Raw genomic sequence first — 17,624 nt, forward strand, 5'->3', positions numbered from 1 at the left:
CCCCCGGCGGCACTGCTTTTTTTTACACAAATTACAGAAACCGCCGCTTCAGCTCTGGTGAAGGAAGCAGACACTGCTCATCACGGCCGAACCAGCGGTAACGGTTCCTGGCTACCAGCCGGTATACAAAGTTGCGCAGCGGAGCCGGCACCAGAATGAACACGTAAGCAGCAGGCCATGGAAACCTCAGTCTGCGGGCAATCCGCAGCACAGCCGCCGATTCTGTATAATTGACGCCGCTTTCCACGAGCACGACTGTATTCAGCGTATCTTCCAGCAGCCCCCCCGCTCTCAGCAGCTCACGGGCAGCTTCGCTCTGCAAGGAGGCAAACATGAAGAGCTCTTTAGGGTCACGGGGAATAATGAAGCGGACCAGCCCCTGGCACAGATGACAGACACCATCAATCAGTACTATAGATTTACCCTGCATTTCTCCGCGCTCCTCAGCCATTCCGCCAGCCCCTTCCTCTTAGCATAGTGTACCCCTCAAACCAGCTTTTGAAAAAAAACATGAACTGGACTGAATCGGCCCCCATTAAGAAAGTAGCCAGTCGCGTAACGGTTGTTCATGTGACTAGCTAAACGTTACGGACAGGAGAGACCTTAAGCCTGCGGAAAGGTACCTGAGTGTCGGTCTTACGGACATGAGCGCCGTTATTTCACCGAAAAAGCGGAGTTAGCCCATGAAAAGCGGCCGATAAGGGCCATGGTGTCCGCAAGACCGCCCAAAAAGCCTATTTTGAGCAAATAAGAGCTGTGGTGTCCATAAGGAGGCGGAATTGGGTTAGGTCAACATCCAGCTTTCCAGTTCAAGCTATACAGCATCCACCTATGCAAAAAAAACGCGGGATAGCTCCCGCGCCTGCAACGTCCGTTCGTTAAGTTATTCAGCAATTGCCTTGTTGATCCACTCGTCCCCGGTCATTTGCTGTTCGAAATCAGCAGTGAAGGATTCCATGCATTTGCAGATAAAGTCTTTGCGGCATACCGGACATGGAGTCTTGAGCAGGCGGCTGATGTTCGTCATTTTCCATTCTGGAAACCGGTTGTAGAACGCGCGGCACTCCGTTCCGTCAGCAAGCTTGATAATGAACTCGTACAATCCTTCCTTATCATTGCTGCTGGCCTTGGTCACATTCGTAATATTCGGTCTATAAGACATCTTCATCACCCATTATTTAAATTTTTGGTAGTAAATAGCACGCGCGACATTAACAGATACTTAGACATATTAAAGAATTTCCGGGGTGATGTCAACCAATGTACAAGCTCCCGCCTGCTATTTATTGCGCTTCTCTCCTTATAAGACTCCATTTAGCCATTATTCCCAGGTTTGCTCTTAATTACCCTTCCTTACTGCAGCTCTGCACAGCATAAAGACCGGACATCAACTGGCCGGCCTTCAGCTATACTTACATTATTAAATGGAACATCACTGTTCTCTAGAGCACATTTAATTCAACCTCAATATTACCGCGGGTCGCCTTGGAGTACGGGCAGAAATCATGGGCTTTCTTCGCCAGATCCTCCGCCGCAGCCCGCTCAACTCCCGGCAGCTTCACATCCAGCCTCACAGCAAGCTTAAAGCCGCCATCGCTGTCATCCTTGCCAATCAGCACGTTAGAGGTAATCTCCACATCCTGCAGCTTCACGCCTTCCTTACGGGCGATATTCGCCAGGGCACTCTCATAGCAGGCTCCATAACCTGCCGCGAACAGCTGCTCCGGATTCGTTCCCGCCCCGCCGGGGCCGCCGAGCTCCTTCGGGATTTTCAGGTCATGCTTAAGCGCACCGTCCGAGGATTCCACCGAGCCTTCGCGCCCGCCGTGTACCGTTGCTGTCGCTGTATACAATGCCTTCAATGCAGTCATGTTTGATCTTCTCCTTTTTCCGGTAAATTTATTACAGACACATCTTTTACTTAAACAACAACCGTATTTTGAAACGATGATGCAAGTTTGTCACAACCTGAAGGTTTGCTTCCGGAGATAAATAGTGTACAATTGAATTGCGATAAATTAATGTTCGGGAGGAATCATTCATGAGTGTTTATGATTATGAAGCTAACACCCTGCGGGGCCAGGAAGAATCACTCTCCAAGTACAAAGGCAAGGTACTGCTCGTCGTGAATACAGCCAGCAAGTGCGGATTCACCCCCCAGTATAAGGGTCTCCAGGAAGTGTACGATAAATTCAAAGACCGCGGATTCGAAGTACTAGGGTTCCCCAGCAACCAGTTTGCCGGACAAGAGCCGGGGGAGAGCGGAGAGATCGCCGAGTTCTGCGAGATTAATTACGGTGTAACCTTCCCGATGTACGAGAAGATTAACGTCAACGGCAGCGAAGCCCACCCCCTGTTCAAATATCTCGCCAAGGAAGCGCCGGGTGTCCTGGGCTCTAAGAGCGTCAAATGGAATTTCACCAAGTTTCTGGTGGATCAGGAAGGCCGTGTCCTGAAACGGTTCTCCCCGCAGACAACGCCGGATCAGATTGAAGCGGACATCGCGAAGCTGCTGGACTAATTGAAGCTATACTACTGCAAACGTTGAACCCCCCTTTTACACCGGTAATATCCGGACAGAAAGGGGGTTTTTGCAAGCTTTTATAACTAAATGAAGAGGTCTATGTATTTGTTCGCCCAAGCCGCATTCCGTCACGCACCTCCCGCCAGGAGATCAGCTGAATACCTTCGTCAGCCACAAGCTTCCGGAACTCTTCGTCCATGCATAGTCTAAACTCCAGCTCTCTTTTGGCGGAGTGCGGGGTGATGGTGCGCATTTCGGCGGTGTCCCGCGCGGGATGGACTACCAGCTCCGTAATCCCTGCTCTCATATCCCGGATTGCCTGCGATAATTGCCGCTTCACAGAAGGATAATCCTCTCCCGGCTCATGCTCGTAAGGCAGAATTATCAGCTCATCTATCAGCGGGATACACCGGCGGTCAGCCGAATCAATCCTCTTGCGGAATAGCTTCCGCTGCTGCCCGCTGAAGAAGGGCTGGTGCACAATATTACGCGGCAGCTTGAACGGCAGCCGGTATTCCTCACACAAATCGAACACCAGCTCAAGGAAGTCACGTCCGTCCGCCAGCCCGAGTAGACTGCCTTCATGGCTGTCCAGATGGGTCGGATCTATCCCACTCTGTATGGCTGCTTCAATTTGGCTGCGTATTTCTGTGCTGACCGCCTGATCGCTGGCCTTCTGCAGGAATCCGGATTTCAGCGTAAGATGAATTCCGATGTTCGCATCACGGTGCTGAGCAGCGTATTCTGCTGCCTGCCCGGCCCAGGCTTCCGGCATCATAATTACACTGGAAGTAATAGCCCGGGCCTCCCACAGCTCGATTATCGCTTCATTCATTGAGCGGCACAGGCCGAAATCATCGGCGGTAATGATCAGATAACGCTCATTAGACATTATTCTCATCTCCCTTGTAATAAAAGAACAACAAAAAACCTGAAATCCCTTATGATAAGGAATTCCAGGTTTCTTGTTGATATCATATGCGGTAGAGAGGACTCGAACCTCCACGGGTATACACCCACTACCCCCTCAAGATAGCGTGTCTGCCATTCCACCACTACCGCGCGGTGTGTACAACGTTAAAGCTTTGTTTGAGGCCAACATTCAATATTATAAATCGGTTGCGCCCAAAAGTAAAGATGCCTGCTCAAGAATTTTCGTCCATTTCCTTCCGCTTGCGGTACTCCGTAAACTCGATATATTCCTTGATGAATTCCTTCTCCTTCGGCAGCAGCTCATCCGTTTGGCAATTCAATTGCCGTATTTGGCCAAAAAAATAATCCTCTCCGCTTTCCTTCACTGTTTCGGTCTGCTTCCCCAGAATAAGCCAGTCGAGGCTGACATGAAAAAATGCAGCAATCTCAATCAGCTTATGCGTGCCCGGTGTAGACTTCCCGCGCTTCCAGTCTCCCAAATTCCCTGTACTGATACTGAGCTGCTCACAAAAGTGCTTCTTGGTAATTCCCTGCCGTTTGATCAGAGTTTCAATTCGTTCGTAAATGGACTGCATCGGCCAACCGCCTTCCGTCAGAAATAAACACACGTAAATACGTAATTTTTATTGTAAAATGACGTAAAAAAGTATATAATTAACTATTATTATGTCTTTTCTTATTATATCATAGCGGCTGGATAGTCGATAAGAGGTGAGCGATCTGAACAGCAAACGCCCCATCACTCCGTATGGCTGGGCCATCAAGCAGCGGCTGACAGAACTGCATCTGGATCAGAAGAAATTCTGCGAGTTACACGGTATTCCTCCATATCGGCTATCCAACCTGATTCACGGCACACGCAAAGCCGACCGCTACCGCCGTCAAGTCGCCGAGCTGCTGAATCTGCCGCCGCCTTAACTTACCCATCCTGTACTCCAAGGAGCGATACCTATTGCCGCATAGACTTTCAGCATCCCTCATCCAGTCCCTGAATAGCCTCCGGCATAATGCGCTGCTTGTCAGCAGCGGCGCATTCATTCGGTTCGCTAATAGGCAGTGGGACATCTACAATCAGCTGTATGGCTTCTCCGGGACAGCTGGCTGGCGGGGAGAGAATGTTGCCGGGCTGTTTGGGGAACGGCTGGCTGACCCTCAGGGGCGTATGAAGCTGGAGCTGCTGCTAGGAGATGTTTTTCAAGGACGCTGCCTGGCTTCCAGCACTGAACTGGAGATTATGACTAAGCATAACGGTCAACGGATATTCCGATTCGATCTCTTTCCGCTGATTACCGGCACGACACCGGACTATCCGGCGGCAATCCTTACTCTGAACGACACCGGACACACTCCTGCTTCACAAGCGCAGTCCAATCCCGATAAGATAAGCCCAATAACCTCTTCCGCTGTTCATCCGGATCACAGAAACCATTACCTTGTGCCCATCTGCGCCGCCTGCAAATCCATCCGGACCGTGCAGGAGGAATGGATCCCGATTGAACGTTTCCTCCAGCAGCAGCTCTCCCTGCAATTCACACATGATATCTGCCCGGGCTGCATCCGGGCGCTGTATCCGAAATACGCAGCCGCACTGAAATGGTGATCTGAGGTATAATGCAATCATAACAGTTACTCTTTCCTTATTATTCTGGTATACGGAGAAATGAACAATGGCCGACAAACTCTCCACTTATATTGCCCACACGGACAATCCGATTACTGCCGGGAACGGCTATAAGCCTCCAAATCTCCACCGGTGGGGCCCGGGAGTCCGGGATGTACATGCTCTTCATTATATTGTAAATGGCCGGGGATTTTACGAGGTTAACGGGGTGACTTATACTTTGGAGGCGGGAGAAAGCTTTATTATTTTCCCTGATACAGAGGTTTCCTACTACCCTGATCCAGAGGATCCCTGGGAATATGTTTGGGTTGAATTTAAAGGAACTGAGGCCGTCAGGTTATTATCCATGACTAATTTTACCGCTCAGGCTCCGGTCGCTCCGGGCACTCCGCAAAGTCTGGAGCCTCTGTTCAACGTAAGCAGCTCCAGTGCCATTTCCCTTTTTGAGCAGGAGCGCTCTAACGCCAGGCTGTATTTATTATTGACCTACTATATTGAATATTTCTCTTCTACCGGCGCAATCTTGAAAGCCGACTATCTAACCTCAGCCCGGGAATATATTGAACGGAATTTCTGGAATTCCAGCCTGTCGGTGCTTGATATTGTCAGTTATGTGAATGTGGAGCGGAGCTATCTGTTCCGGCTGTTCAAAGACAAGACCGGGATGTCTATATCAGGTTATCTTACTGCATTTAGAATACAGCGGGCCTGCGGATTATTAAGCTCAACATCATTGTCTGTAAAATCGGTCGCCGTCTCTGTGGGCTATACAGATCCTTTATATTTCTCAAAGGTTTTTAAGAAAGTAACCTCATTAACCCCTTCTGCCTATAAAGGATCTGTAACCCGTATATCCGGTCCCGGCTAATCTGCTTTGCGGATTCTCCATATTTGGCTTCGGAAATCCCCGTGCAGATGGAACGGAACCCTCAGCCCGGTATACATTAATTCATCGCCGCCGTAGACACGCTCTTCGCCATTTATCCTATAATCCGCCCCGGCAATCAGGCCCTGCAAATAAAGTGTACGGAATCCGGGGTTGGGCTCGGCCAGCACACGGCAGTAAAAGACATACGCCTCAGCAGCGTCTTCCGCCACAATCATCCAAGCCGCTTCATTCCCTTCAAAAGGGTTCAGCATTCTGTATAAATCCCCGCGCAGCATAAGCTCTCTGATCTCCTTGTAGAATTGCACCTGCTCCTTCACCAGCTGCTGTTCTGCTTCTGTGAATACCGTCAAGTCCAGCTCATAACCAAACGCACCGGAAAAAGCTACATGCCCTCTGGTCTCAAGCGGAGCAACCCGGCCCACCTGATGGTTCGGCACATCCGAGACATGGGCTCCGATCGTGCTAACCGGATAAACTATGCTGGTTCCGTATTGAATCTTCAGCCTGCTGATGGCATCGGAGTTGTCACTTGCCCAGGTCTGGGGCATATAATACAGCATCCCGGGATCGAAGCGGCCGCCACCGCTGGAGCAGCTCTCAAACAGCACCTCCGGGAATGCGGAGGTCAGCTCTTCCAGCACGGCATAGAGTCCCAGAATGTAGCGGTGTGCCGTTTCCCGCTGGCGTTCCGGAGGAAGCCCGGCCGAGCCCGCCTCGGTCATATGGCGGTTCATATCCCACTTTACATAAGTAATGGGAGCACTCCGCAGAATCCGGGATACCCGGGAGACGATCGCTTCACGAACCTCCGGCCGGGAGAAATCAAGAATAAGCTGGCCGCGGCTGGTTGTCCGTGAACGCCCTTCGGTATGGATGCACCAGTCCGGGTGGGCCCGGTACAGCTCGCTGTCCACAGATACCATCTCAGGCTCGAACCATAAGCCGAATTGCAGGCCCTGCCGGTTCACCCGTGCTGCCAGATCTTCCAGACCTTCCGGCAGCTTCTCCCGGTTAACGAACCAATCCCCAAGGGAGCTTGTATCATCATTTCGCTTTCCGAACCAGCCATCGTCCAGGACAAACAGCTCTATGCCCAGCTCTTTTCCTTTGACCGCAATCTGCTCCAGCTTCTCTGCGTTAAAATCAAAATAAGTCCCTTCCCAGTTGTTAACCAAAACGGGCCGGACCTCATCCCGGTATTTCCCGCGGCATAGCCGGGAACGGTATAACCGGTGATACTTGCGGGACATGCCGCCTAACCCCGCTGAAGAATAAATCATTATAGCTTCCGGAGTCTGGAAAGACTCACCCGGTTCAAGCAGCCAGGCGAAATTAAAGGGATTGATGCCCATGGAGACCCGTGCAGTATCATAAGGGTCCACTTCAACATTCGCTAAGAAGTTGCCGCTGTACACCAGATTAATCCCGTACACATCACCTGCGGACTCATCAGCACCTTTACGCATCAGGGCAATAAACGGGTTATGATGCGGGCTGCTTGCTCCCCTGCGGCTGTCTACTGACTGGTTTCCCTGAACGAGCTGCCGTTTGATCATGGTCCGTTCCTTGGCCCAGGCACCCGATAACTGCAGCAGCTGATAATCCGCATCCCCGAAGTCAACATTCAGGCTCGCTGCACGAAGCAGGCGGATGCTCTCATTTGTCCGGTTCTCGAATCTGACCGATCTTGCGATTGCGTTCCATGAAGCCAGAACAGTATAAGTAAGGATGATATACAAGTCTAATACCTCATCCTTCAGTGTTAGTTCCAGTGTCTCTGCTTCATCCCCTTCCTCTACATATACAGCCGGCAATCCGGCTAATGCCGGTTTACCGCTCATGATCCGGTGGCTAATATAACGGAGGTCACTGACCGCAGCGCCATTCCCCTGTTCGATTTGAAAGGCTGGTGTACGCAGGTCGCTCCCGCCAAAGCCCGGATATTCCTGCGGCAGCTCATCCAGCGAGAAGGAACGGTCGCTTGGATCAGGATTAGGCGACAGAGGCCGGTGTACATGAAGAAGCTGATTAGAATCCCGGAAATGATGAATACGTCTGCCCCAATACCGGTGAGCAAGATACCCTTCCCGGATAATCTGCATGATATAGCTGGTATCCGGGGTAAACAGATGAAAGCTCTGATTGTCCTCATTAAATACAATTGGCATTTGGATGCCTCCCAGTCAGTTGATAAAATCATATCCAATCTGTATTAAACCAGAACCGCACAGGTTTCCATATGGCCCAGCGTTGCTTTCACATGGACATATGTTGCTAATATGAACTGATAAATTTACAACGCTGTCTGGTTAAGCTAGAATAAGCCTATTACCTTCGTGTAACACGAAGGTAATAGGCTTATCAATAACGTTTACTGGAGGCTTACATGTATACAGTCAAAGAAGCAGCAGCACGGCTCAATCTGACAGAGCACACCGTCCGTTTTTATACAGATAAAGGCTTAGTACCTAATCTGCAGCGTGATAAAAACAATAACCGTATCTTTAACGAGGATGCTATAAATTGGCTGACCGGCGCGAAGAACCTGAAGCAATGCGGCATGTCTATAGAGGATATAAAAAGGTATGTGGATCTGTGCCTGAAGGGAGACTCTACCATTGAGGAGCGCTATGAAATCATCCAAAAGCAAAAGGCTCTGGTATTAGCTCAATTAGAAGAAGCTAAAGTAACGGCAGAATTTATAACCCGTAAAGAACAGCACTACCGCGACATCACCAATAGGATAATTCCTGATAACACGAACCCTTCCACATGGGAGGGTAAGGATGGCTCACTTCGGGTCTGCCCGGGCTCTTAATTATTGTGGAATGGTCAAAATAATCTTTCCGAAGTTCTCGCCTGCTTCCATTCTGAGCAATGCCTCAGGAGCCTGCTCCAGCGGATAGGTTCTGTCTATAACAGGGTGAATCTCATGCTCCGCTACGAGCTTAAGCATATCGGCGAAATCCTGCGGACTGCCCATCGTTGAGCCAATGACAGAGATTTCTTTTACAGTCATACTTGGCAAAGTAAAATTAGGCACCGGTCCCCGGGTGGCCCCGAAGCTGACAATCCGGCTTCCAATCTTACCGAGTACCGGCAGGGAGCCGAATGCTTCGCCGCCGATACTGTCAATGGACAGATTGATTCCGCCTGTCAATTCCTGCAGCTGCTCCACCCAATCCTCAGCTTTATAGTTAACACCTCCAATTGCACCTAGGCTCTCCGCCTTTGCAATCTTCTCTGCTTGGCTGGATGTCACATACACGTTAGCACCAAGCGCAGCTGCGAATTGAACGATAAAGGTGGCTACGCCCCCGCCCGCGCCGGGGACCAGAACATTTTCTCCTTGCCGTACCTTTCCCTTTGTTACCAGCGCACGGTAGGCAGTCAGTCCGGCGAGCGGAAGCGCTGCGGCTTCTTCCCAGGATAAATGGGAGGGCTTCGGATATGCATTGTCTGCGGGCACCTTCACATACCCGGCATACGTTCCATTGGCAGGCATTCCCAGAGCAGTAAAGCCAGCATCTTTTCTATCCATATCACTGCCCCAGTTCAATCCGGGGTTAATAATAACTTGGTCACCGGGAGCAACCTGGTTAACCTCATCTCCTGCAGCAACAATCACTCCTGCACCATCTGAGCCTGGAATCACAGGCAACTTGATACCCGGATACCGTCCATGGATGACCAACAGATCCCTGCGGTTAAGTGCAGCTGCCTGTAATCGTACTACGACCTCTTTCGGGCCCGGGCTTGGCGTATCAACTTCCTCCAGCTTCAGCTTATCCGGTCCGCCTGTTTCTCTTAACATCATAGCCTTCATGTAGAAATCCCTGTCCTTTCTGCCGCTGTTGACAAAATGGTGATTAAATATCGAATTTCCAGTTCGCGAACTGCTTCACAACTGCCGGATCATTTTTGGAAGGAAATAAGCTTTGCTTGGTATCTAGTGTGGTAATCCTGTCCATATTCTCCTGGCTCAATGTGAAGTCAAAGATGTTAAAGTTCCCGTAAATTCTTTCTTTATGAACTGACTTGGGAATGACCACGACGCCCCGCTGTGTAAGCCAGCGCAGAACCACTTGAGCAACTGATTTATTATGCTCCTCAGCTATTTTTAACAAGACTTCATTCTGGAAAATATTATTTTTCCCTTGAGCAAGCGGCCCCCAGGACTCGATCTGCACGCCATACTCCCTCATCACTTGTGCACTTTCTGTCTGCTGGTAGTATGGATGTGTTTCGACCTGGTTTACCGCCGGAACTATAGTATTGTGACTAATCAGGTCCACAAGCCGGGCAGGTTCGAAATTACTCACTCCGATCGCCTTTATTTTACCCTCCCCGTATAGCTCCTCCATAGCACGCCAAGAGCCATAGATATCTCCAAAAGGCTGATGTATCAAATACAGATCCAAGTAATCTAAATGCAGTCTGCCGAGTGATCTAGCAAATGCTTGTTTCGTGTTGTCATACCCTGCATCCTGGACCCAGAGTTTGGTTGTAATAAAGATTTCCTCTCTAGGCACACCGCTGCGCCTAACCGCTCTGCCGACAGCTTCTTCATTCACATAAGCGGCAGCCGTATCAATCAGCCGGTACCCGGCCATGAGCGCATCGTACACAGCTTGTTCACACTGATCCGCATCAGGTACTTGCCACACCCCAAATCCAAGGACCGGCATTCTTACACCGTTATTTAAAATTACATATTCCATTCTCTATAATCCTCCTCGTCCGCCTGAAATGATCTGCGAGCCGTTTCTGATTGAATCCTACAGGATGCCTCGTCCGGGCTATCGCAAGTCTACTACCTTCGTGTAGCACGAAGTCAACACTTCTGATAAGGATTTTCTTATAACACTTTTTTGAAGCGATCTCCCCGTTACATGTTCTTTGAACAAACCGCTGCCATCTCTCCGGTTCAAATACAACCCAATCCTGCCCCTTGTGGACATCACAGCCCTTATTTGCTCAAAATAGGCCGTTGGCGCGGTCTTGCGGACACCACAGTCCTTATCCACCACTTTTCATGGACTAACTCCATTTTTCCGGTGAAATAACGGCGCTGATGTCCGCAAGTTCGGCACTCTGGCGCCTTTCCGCAAGCTTAACGTCTCTCATGTCCGTAACGCTTAGCCAGTCACTTGAACAACCGTTACGTGACTGGCCGCTTTCTTAACAGAGGGCCCATTCAGTCCATTTACCCGGGCGGCAGCTCATTGTACATGTCTTTCCGCTTAAAGGTAAGACTTCCGGTTTGCTCGCGGCGGTGAACAGCGCATCGCCTGCTCCGGCAATTACGGTATTGATGCCTACCGAGAGTAATCTCGCTTCCACGCTTTGCTTCCCGTCATCCCGGTAATCGTTGATCGCATCCATGGTTTCTTCTATCGTTCCGCTAATGGCTCCCGCTGCCATCGATTTGAGTAAGGTCGGCGAGAACTTGCCTACCAGGCCTGGCGTCTTTACTCCGTTCAGAAATCTCATAGGCAGACCGATGCTGATGAAGGTTCCGGCTATTTGGCCCGCTTTTTTCCCGTACGGATCATCCATGGGATTCACATAGCCTTCCGGGGCCGGACCTGCAATCCAGTCCCCTAGCGTTCTTGGAATGCCAAATGCGGCCGTATTGATCGCCTGGACCATCATATTGCTTCCGCCCACCAGGATATTCGCCAGCGTCTGATTTCCTACTCCGCTTCTTGCCAGACGGTCTTTATCCGCCATTTCCTTATCCAGCTTCTCAGCTTCGCTGGTTAATTCCTTAATGAGTACTTGGGCCTTTAACAGCTCCTGCCCCTGGGATACCACCCCAGCCCGAGGCTTTCCCCTTGAACTGCAGATGCAGACGGTTTGTGTTCTGGCTGACCAGTCCAATCTTCGTACACAGGCGCTCTACTTCATCGACATTAAAGATCATTCTTGCGGAAGACGGTACCATCCCCTTTTTCTTCACTCTACATGTTCGATTCCAATCCCTATGCACTTATAACTTCAATAAATATCCAATATATGATTACATCCTTTATTATCTGTTCTATTCCACAATATTTTTAGTGATGTCCAGTCGCTATCATGGTCTGAACAGTAGAAAGAACATAAAAAAACAGGTCAAACATGGCAGTATATAACCATAATCAACCTGTTACTGTAACTGTATAATGTTATTCAGGTTATACTATTCAAGTATTACTGCACGTACAATCGAAATGACCGAATTCTTTTACAAGCATTACAAGGGTTAAATGAGCTATTGGTTGAATGATGAGTTCATTCGGCACCGGGTAACCCCTAAAAAAGCGAACATTATTCATTCAATTCTATCATCATTAAATATCGCTTCAAACTCTTCATTTGTATATTCTCTATTGCTAGATAAATGGTAGCGTTGAGGTATCCCGTTATGGTCTAAAACATGATCAACAACACCATCAACATCGGAAATAACAAAACTAATTTCATCATCGCCCTCATATTCCTTCGGTGTTATATCAGCCAACACAAGCCATGCACTTCCTATTATTCTATAAAATTCTTTGTAGAATTTCACGCTTTTATCAAAATCATCTTGTATAGTTCCATATAGATTATGTTTTTTCTGATAGTCCTTTGCTATTTGTATTGCTTGGCTAGCTGTTAAGTTTGCTTTCATTTCATCTCTCACTATTCGTCAAATCCTTTCCAACTTGGTGGAGGCCATTGTCCATTTCTTAACTTGAAGATGTATCTCTGTGCTTCGTAGATCTCTTCAGCATTAAACTTACTCTTATTCATCATAATTTCATTATAAACGAATTCTTCCTTTTCTAATGTAGATAGCTTGAGATATTTTTCTTTTCCAAGTTCTCTAAATTGCTTGGCATGGAAGGATTCATGAAGAGCGCTTAATATTGACGCGTCAGGTCTCAAAACAATTTGTCCTGTATTAGGGTTAAATCCACCCACGGCTTTTTGGGGTAAAACACTACCATTTTTGTCGATAATAACTTTAACATCGTTTGCATTCATTTCACTCTTGAATTTTTTCATATCTCGTATACTCATAATTCTTAGTCCATCTGGGGTTAGCCGAATTTGGCCACTAACAGGCATATCTTCCCATTCTTTAAGATCAAAATCCCCATCCCCCTCAATCTCCGCCCTAGCCTTAGCAGTACCCTCCACCTCTTTAACCTTCACATCGCCGATCTTCCCGTTCACGAGCTTCTTTACATTCGCCAGCCCTTTGCTCGCGGCGGTGAACAGCGCATCGCCTGCTCCGGCAATTACGGTATTGATGCCTACCGAGAGTACCCTCGCTCCCACGCTTTGCTTCCCGTCATCCCGGTAATCGTTGATCGCATCCATGGTTTCTTCGATCGTTCCGCTAATGGCTCCCGCTACCATTGATTTGAGTAAGGTCGGCGAGAACTTGCCTACCAGGCCAGGCGTCTTTACTCCGTTCAGAAATCTCATAGGCAGACCGATGCTGATGACGGTTCCGGCTATTTGGCCCGCTTTTTTCCCGTATTGATCGCCTGGACCAGCATGTTGCTTCCGCCCACCAGGATATTCGCCAGCGTCTGGTTCCCGACTCCGCTTTTCGTCAGACGGTCTTTATCCGCCATATCCTTATCCAGCTTCTCATGGGCCCTCAACCGCTTAACTTGAGAGTTCTAACAAAGACAAAAGAAAACCACAATATCGGATAGCTAATATTGTGGCATTAAAATTCAGACTATTCTTTTGAAAAAAATAGAAATTTAGTATTTGGTTATGATCTCCTTAATTCGGACATTAAGATCCGACTTCTCGGATTCTGTTAATTGTTGTCCTACTTCGCTCAAATCGAATTGCTCTAACTCATTTTTTATTTTTAGAAATTCCTTTTCTGCTTTAATACCATGTCTGATAAGCAATTCTGCAAGTGTTGTTTTAACAACAATTTTCTCACTTAATGTACTTCTGCACTCGCGTTCAAATCTCCCCATTACTTTTTCAATAAGCTCAAACGTATCCTTTATATCATTAATAATAATCCCAAAATAGTCTTTAACCTCCTTTTCTATTTCATAATAGTACCATCTCGTATATGGACTATAATCTACAGGTATATTTTCAATTCCATCTAGTACCATATCTCTTCGTTCTAATATATCCCGATACTCATCTGGAGTTGTTTCAAGTTGCAACTTATCTAAGTCTAAGGAATTCAAAACATCAACTATCTTCTCTTTTGCTTTTATAAAAATTTTCGAATGTGTTAAATATATCCTTCCCTCTGCAATAAATATTACCGATTTTTCCATTTCACCTCTTTTTTGAATATCAAGGTATGCCTCAGATGTACAAACAAGTGCCTCAGCATTACTCATTCCCTCACATTTCAAATCAAAGTAACTCTCATAAAATGCACCGAATAGTGCCTCATAGTTTCGTTTCACTTTTACTGCCTCCCTATAAATTCTTATGGATGAACTAACCCTTCACTGTTATGAATTACTTCAATATCAATATTGGGATAATCTTCATGGAATTTCTGGATGATTCTACTGCAACTTGCACAAGTATCTAATTCAGTAAATAGTTTTATTTTCCCGCGAGCATTTGACGGATCTGGTAATGTATCTATCCTCGCAGCTAAATCATTCAGAATTTTATACTCCGTATCATTATCTCTTAATCTTATATTCCCGCCTCTATCTGGTGCAAGTGTTGCCTCATATTTTGGTTTTGATGGCTTTAAGGAGAAATCAGCATAGTCTTTTGCCTTGTTATCTCCATTTAAGCTACTGTGTGAATAAAATTCTTTTTTATCTATTCCCTTTATATCTACTTCAGCATAAGCAAAATTCAGCACATCTTTGATCCTATTAGAAAGTTTACTTCTTAACTCTTTAACTCTATCAATAATGTGTCCTTCTGTTGCTAAATTAATTGTTCTAGTTGGAAAAACTTTTCCTTGGCTTACATTTAGATCAGGTTTACCCGCTCCCTCAATCTCCGCCTTAGCCTTAGCAGTACCATCCACCTCTTTAAACTCCACTTCACGAATAGACCCGTTCACGAGCTTCTTCACACTCGCCAGCCCTTTGCTCGCGGCGGTGAACAGCGCATCGCCTGCTCCGGCAATTACGGTATTGATGCCTACCGAGAGTAATCTCGCTTCCACGCTTTGCTTCCCGTCATCCCGGTAATCGTTGATCGCATCCATGGTTTCTTCTATCGTTCCGCTAATGGCTCCCGCTGCCATCGATTTGAGTAAGGTCGGCGAGAACTTGCCTACCAGGCCTGGCGTCTTCACTCCGTTCAGAAATCTCATAGGCAGACCGATGCTGATGAAGGTTCCGGCTATTTGGCCCGCTTTTTTCCCGTACGGATCATCCATGGGATTCACATAGCCTTCCGGGGCCGGACCTGCAATCCAGTCTCCCAGCGTTCTTGGAATGCCAAATGCGGCCGTATTGATCGCCTGGACCATCATATTGCTTCCACCCATAAGGATGTTTGCCATTGTCTGGTTTCCTACTCCGCTTCTTGCCAGACGGTCTTTATCCGCCATTTCCTTATCCAGCTTCTCGTAATAGGCCTTCAGCTCTTCATACCGCCGGTCCTGCTCCTCGGCCGGTAAGGTGAACCAATACGTCCTCTTCAGCCGCTCGATCACCTTCGGATCCTCCCGGTTCCATCGCCATCCGCAGCAGGAGCGCGTATTCTTCCTTCTCCAGCAGCGGTACGCTCCGGTCGGTAATGGTCGGATCGTAGTCGCAGGCTTTGATGGCCGTCTGCTTGTAATATCCGCTAAGGTCCTTCCCGGACTGATATTGGATTTCGCTGACCCCCATCGCCTTCAGCTTCTGGCGCGCTTCCTCCGCCTGCTGATGGGCCGCTTCCATTTGCGCCTGATTGCCGAAGGCCTTGTACACCTCATACGCGATCTGTGACTTTCCAATCAGCTCCCGGGCTTCATAAATCTCCTTCAGCTTCACCTGTGCGGCCAGTCCATCAATGCTTACCAATCTTGACTGCTGAATCATTCCCTGCAGCTTCTGCACTACCGGATCGCTGCTCCATTCATCCCTGGCACTCAGGGTCGTTAACGTACGAATCAGGCTGGTTACGGCCTTCTGTACCAAGAAGGGGAAGGAAAGTGGACCGATTGACCCGCCGCCTCCCATACTTCCGAATAACCCTGCCAGTACACCCAGTTGCTGGCTGAGCTGAGCTGACCTGCCTGCCGCTTATTCTCGGCTTGTACACTCTGGACTCCCTGGAGGTACTGTGATAGGGATCCTCTAGCTTCTTAGCTTCACTGGTTAATTCCTTGATGAGCAACTGGCTTTCTACAAGTTTGACCTCGCTAGGATGGTCTGACAATAATTCTAAAATGAGAAAACAGACCAATTATGGTCGTATTCGACTATAATTGGTCTGTTTGGGTAACGAAAAAGCGTTATTCGGGCATCATTATTGGTTGGCTGATGCTTTCATTCGGCACTGGGTAGCCTCCGTTTGCTTTTATCTTTGCTCCAGCCGCTCCAACTGAAGCAAATGGGAACGATTCCGGCAAAACGGGCTAGCACATCAGCGTTAGAGAAGCGGTGTACATCTCCTACCTCAGCAATCAATTCCGCCGCTGTAACGGTGCTAATTATCCATCGACTCTAGTTTGTAATTAGTCTGTTCCAATACCTGCCGAAGCTCTTCCTCGATTTGCTTGATGAGTTCTCGACTTCTTGGCATGTCTTGACCATGATGTCGATGAGGAAGTCCCTGTATTCTTGGAAGTCCGATTCATCTCACCAACCTACTTCACTAATTCCAGTATTTTTTCTGCCTTACAGATTGATGTTATGGCTTGCTTTACGTAAATACTCCACCAGATCATCTCCTCTACCGTCAACGCCTGATGTGGTGCAAGATAACTCCCTCAAAAGACAAGCTGTCGATATCCCTTTGACCTTTCTTCACTTTGTAGCCGAACGTCGCCTAACCTCCCGTGTTTCCTCCTTGCTGAACCTTCTTATTGCGCCCTCGGCTTAACTTCATAGATATTTCAAGCTGATGGTATGCATCCAGCAGTTCCATAAGCCTATTAATTAAGAAAATGGATGGTTATTACTTGGGCTACTGTTGTCAGTTTGGAGCTAGATTCATTCGCCGATGGGTAGCCCTATCATTTTATAGATTTTCAATATCAATGGCTTCCTTAACTACAAACCTTTCATACCATCCATTTAAAGGGAAATTGGAAATATTGACTATATCCAATTCTAGGTGTTTAAGAATAAATAGGCCACCTCTTTCAATGATTTTAATTAGTGGATCGTATACAGCTAAGTAAATCTGTGCATCAGGATTTTTATCAGTATATTTCGCAAGTTGTAAATAGTATTCAAATACTTTACCTACATATTTCTTTTCATCTAGAAATTCAGTTGCTTCCTTACTGCAATAATCTGAAAGAACTATTACTTCTTCATCACCTAATAAGGTTGCTATATTTGCATATAAAGGTGGTACTGGCTTTTGTGATTGTTCTTTAAAGAATTGAGCTAATCTTCTCAAAAACTCATAGCCTAGATGAGTATCTGACTTTGACATATTCAAACCAACCAAATCCCAATTTATTTCATTTATTCTTTGCAAAGCCTTATCCAAGTGCATTTCTT

Annotated in this window: 22 protein-coding genes, 1 tRNA gene and 1 pseudogene; 5 read left to right on the top strand and 19 right to left on the bottom strand. The window is 47.6% G+C overall.

The genetic code is table 11. From position 1 onward, the window contains the following. Positions 1–31: 31 nt before the first annotated feature. From LOS79_RS18515 to LOS79_RS18525, 3 genes are all read right to left on the bottom strand, one after another. On the bottom strand, positions 32–451 hold the full coding sequence (locus tag LOS79_RS18515; RefSeq protein WP_315411535.1) for a thiol-disulfide oxidoreductase DCC family protein: 420 nt from the start codon (positions 449–451) through the stop codon (positions 32–34). Positions 452–883: 432 nt separating this feature from the next. Then, positions 884–1,162, bottom strand: a complete 279-nt coding sequence (locus LOS79_RS18520; RefSeq protein ID WP_315422315.1) for a hypothetical protein — start codon at positions 1,160–1,162, stop codon at positions 884–886. Between the two features lie 280 nt (positions 1,163–1,442). Next, entirely contained in the window at positions 1,443–1,862 is a 420-nt protein-coding gene (locus LOS79_RS18525; RefSeq protein WP_315422317.1) for an organic hydroperoxide resistance protein, read from the bottom strand. Between the two features lie 179 nt (positions 1,863–2,041). Here LOS79_RS18525 and LOS79_RS18530 point away from each other — a divergent pair, with 179 nt between their 5' ends. Next, complete coding sequence (locus tag LOS79_RS18530) at positions 2,042–2,521, top strand: glutathione peroxidase (protein ID WP_315411536.1); 480 nt, start codon at positions 2,042–2,044, stop codon at positions 2,519–2,521. 100 nt (positions 2,522–2,621) lie between these two features. Here the strand turns inward: LOS79_RS18530 and LOS79_RS18535 are convergent, their stop codons facing one another. The 3 genes from LOS79_RS18535 to LOS79_RS18545 all read right to left on the bottom strand — a co-directional run bounded on the left by LOS79_RS18535 (position 2,622) and on the right by LOS79_RS18545 (position 4,032). Beyond that, a complete protein-coding gene (locus LOS79_RS18535) occupies positions 2,622–3,416 on the bottom strand; it encodes a ChbG/HpnK family deacetylase (protein ID WP_315411537.1) in 795 nt (264 codons plus the stop codon). A gap of 87 nt (positions 3,417–3,503) precedes the next feature. Next, a tRNA-Leu gene (locus tag LOS79_RS18540) sits at positions 3,504–3,586 on the bottom strand. An 83-nt stretch (positions 3,587–3,669) separates the two neighbouring features. Next, positions 3,670–4,032, bottom strand: a complete 363-nt coding sequence (locus LOS79_RS18545) for a helix-turn-helix domain-containing protein (RefSeq protein ID WP_315411538.1) — start codon at positions 4,030–4,032, stop codon at positions 3,670–3,672. A 145-nt stretch (positions 4,033–4,177) separates the two neighbouring features. On the opposite strand from LOS79_RS18545, the gene LOS79_RS18550 reads away from it, so the two are divergent. The 3 genes from LOS79_RS18550 (at position 4,178) to LOS79_RS18560 (ending at position 5,946) form a co-directional block, all read left to right on the top strand. Then, positions 4,178–4,375 (top strand): XRE family transcriptional regulator, encoded by a 198-nt coding sequence (locus tag LOS79_RS18550; protein WP_315422319.1) that lies wholly within the window; start codon positions 4,178–4,180, stop codon positions 4,373–4,375. 34 nt (positions 4,376–4,409) lie between these two features. Then, a complete protein-coding gene (locus tag LOS79_RS18555) occupies positions 4,410–5,057 on the top strand; it encodes a hypothetical protein (RefSeq protein ID WP_315411539.1) in 648 nt (215 codons plus the stop codon). 67 nt (positions 5,058–5,124) lie between these two features. Then, the gene (locus LOS79_RS18560; protein ID WP_315411540.1) at positions 5,125–5,946 is read left to right on the top strand and encodes an AraC family transcriptional regulator; all 822 of its coding nucleotides are present in this window, start codon (positions 5,125–5,127) and stop codon (positions 5,944–5,946) included. Here the strand turns inward: LOS79_RS18560 and LOS79_RS18565 are convergent. Further along, a complete protein-coding gene (locus LOS79_RS18565) occupies positions 5,943–8,135 on the bottom strand; it encodes an alpha-galactosidase (protein WP_315411541.1) in 2,193 nt (730 codons plus the stop codon). The genes LOS79_RS18560 and LOS79_RS18565 overlap by 4 nt on opposite strands. Before the next feature lie 218 nt (positions 8,136–8,353). On the opposite strand from LOS79_RS18565, the gene LOS79_RS18570 reads away from it, so the two are divergent. Further along, positions 8,354–8,785, top strand: coding sequence for a MerR family transcriptional regulator (locus LOS79_RS18570; protein ID WP_315411542.1), 432 nt, complete (start codon positions 8,354–8,356; stop codon positions 8,783–8,785). Here the strand turns inward: LOS79_RS18570 and LOS79_RS18575 are convergent, their stop codons facing one another. From LOS79_RS18575 to LOS79_RS18625, 12 genes and pseudogenes are all read right to left on the bottom strand, one after another. After that, the gene (locus LOS79_RS18575; RefSeq protein ID WP_315411543.1) at positions 8,786–9,793 is read right to left on the bottom strand and encodes a quinone oxidoreductase family protein; all 1,008 of its coding nucleotides are present in this window, start codon (positions 9,791–9,793) and stop codon (positions 8,786–8,788) included. A gap of 43 nt (positions 9,794–9,836) precedes the next feature. After that, a complete protein-coding gene (locus tag LOS79_RS18580) occupies positions 9,837–10,688 on the bottom strand; it encodes an aldo/keto reductase (protein ID WP_315411544.1) in 852 nt (283 codons plus the stop codon). Between the two features lie 460 nt (positions 10,689–11,148). Continuing rightward, entirely contained in the window at positions 11,149–11,784 is a 636-nt protein-coding gene (locus tag LOS79_RS18585) for a hypothetical protein (RefSeq protein WP_315411545.1), read from the bottom strand. Positions 11,785–12,283: 499 nt separating this feature from the next. Further along, the gene (locus tag LOS79_RS18590) at positions 12,284–12,637 is read right to left on the bottom strand and encodes a hypothetical protein (RefSeq protein ID WP_315411546.1); all 354 of its coding nucleotides are present in this window, start codon (positions 12,635–12,637) and stop codon (positions 12,284–12,286) included. Then, a complete protein-coding gene (locus tag LOS79_RS18595) occupies positions 12,637–13,428 on the bottom strand; it encodes a zincin-like metallopeptidase toxin domain-containing protein (protein WP_315411547.1) in 792 nt (263 codons plus the stop codon). The genes LOS79_RS18590 and LOS79_RS18595 overlap by 1 nt, the downstream gene beginning before the upstream one ends. A 29-nt stretch (positions 13,429–13,457) precedes the next feature. Then, the gene (locus tag LOS79_RS18600; protein WP_315411548.1) at positions 13,458–13,580 is read right to left on the bottom strand and encodes a hypothetical protein; all 123 of its coding nucleotides are present in this window, start codon (positions 13,578–13,580) and stop codon (positions 13,458–13,460) included. A 135-nt stretch (positions 13,581–13,715) separates the two neighbouring features. Then, positions 13,716–14,396, bottom strand: a complete 681-nt coding sequence (locus tag LOS79_RS18605) for an Imm3 family immunity protein (RefSeq protein ID WP_315411549.1) — start codon at positions 14,394–14,396, stop codon at positions 13,716–13,718. 23 nt (positions 14,397–14,419) lie between these two features. Further along, a complete protein-coding gene (locus LOS79_RS18610) occupies positions 14,420–15,619 on the bottom strand; it encodes a deaminase domain-containing protein (RefSeq protein WP_315411550.1) in 1,200 nt (399 codons plus the stop codon). Then, the gene (locus LOS79_RS18615; protein ID WP_315411551.1) at positions 15,552–16,088 is read right to left on the bottom strand and encodes a hypothetical protein; all 537 of its coding nucleotides are present in this window, start codon (positions 16,086–16,088) and stop codon (positions 15,552–15,554) included. The genes LOS79_RS18610 and LOS79_RS18615 overlap by 68 nt, the downstream gene beginning before the upstream one ends. Positions 16,089–16,439: 351 nt before the next feature. Continuing rightward, positions 16,440–16,580, bottom strand: coding sequence for a transposase (locus tag LOS79_RS33080; protein WP_397386662.1), 141 nt, complete (start codon positions 16,578–16,580; stop codon positions 16,440–16,442). A gap of 364 nt (positions 16,581–16,944) precedes the next feature. Then, positions 16,945–17,067: pseudogene (locus tag LOS79_RS18620) on the bottom strand (recombinase family protein); the annotation flags it as partial. Between the two features lie 66 nt (positions 17,068–17,133). Further along, positions 17,134–17,619: a hypothetical protein gene (locus tag LOS79_RS18625; protein WP_315411552.1), complete on the bottom strand. Its 486-nt coding sequence runs from the start codon at positions 17,617–17,619 to the stop codon at positions 17,134–17,136. Positions 17,620–17,624 lie beyond the last annotated feature (5 nt).

The sequence above is a fragment of the Paenibacillus sp. MMS20-IR301 genome, assembly GCF_032302195.1.
In the GTDB taxonomy this organism is placed as follows: Bacteria; Bacillota; Bacilli; order Paenibacillales; family Paenibacillaceae; genus Paenibacillus_AQ.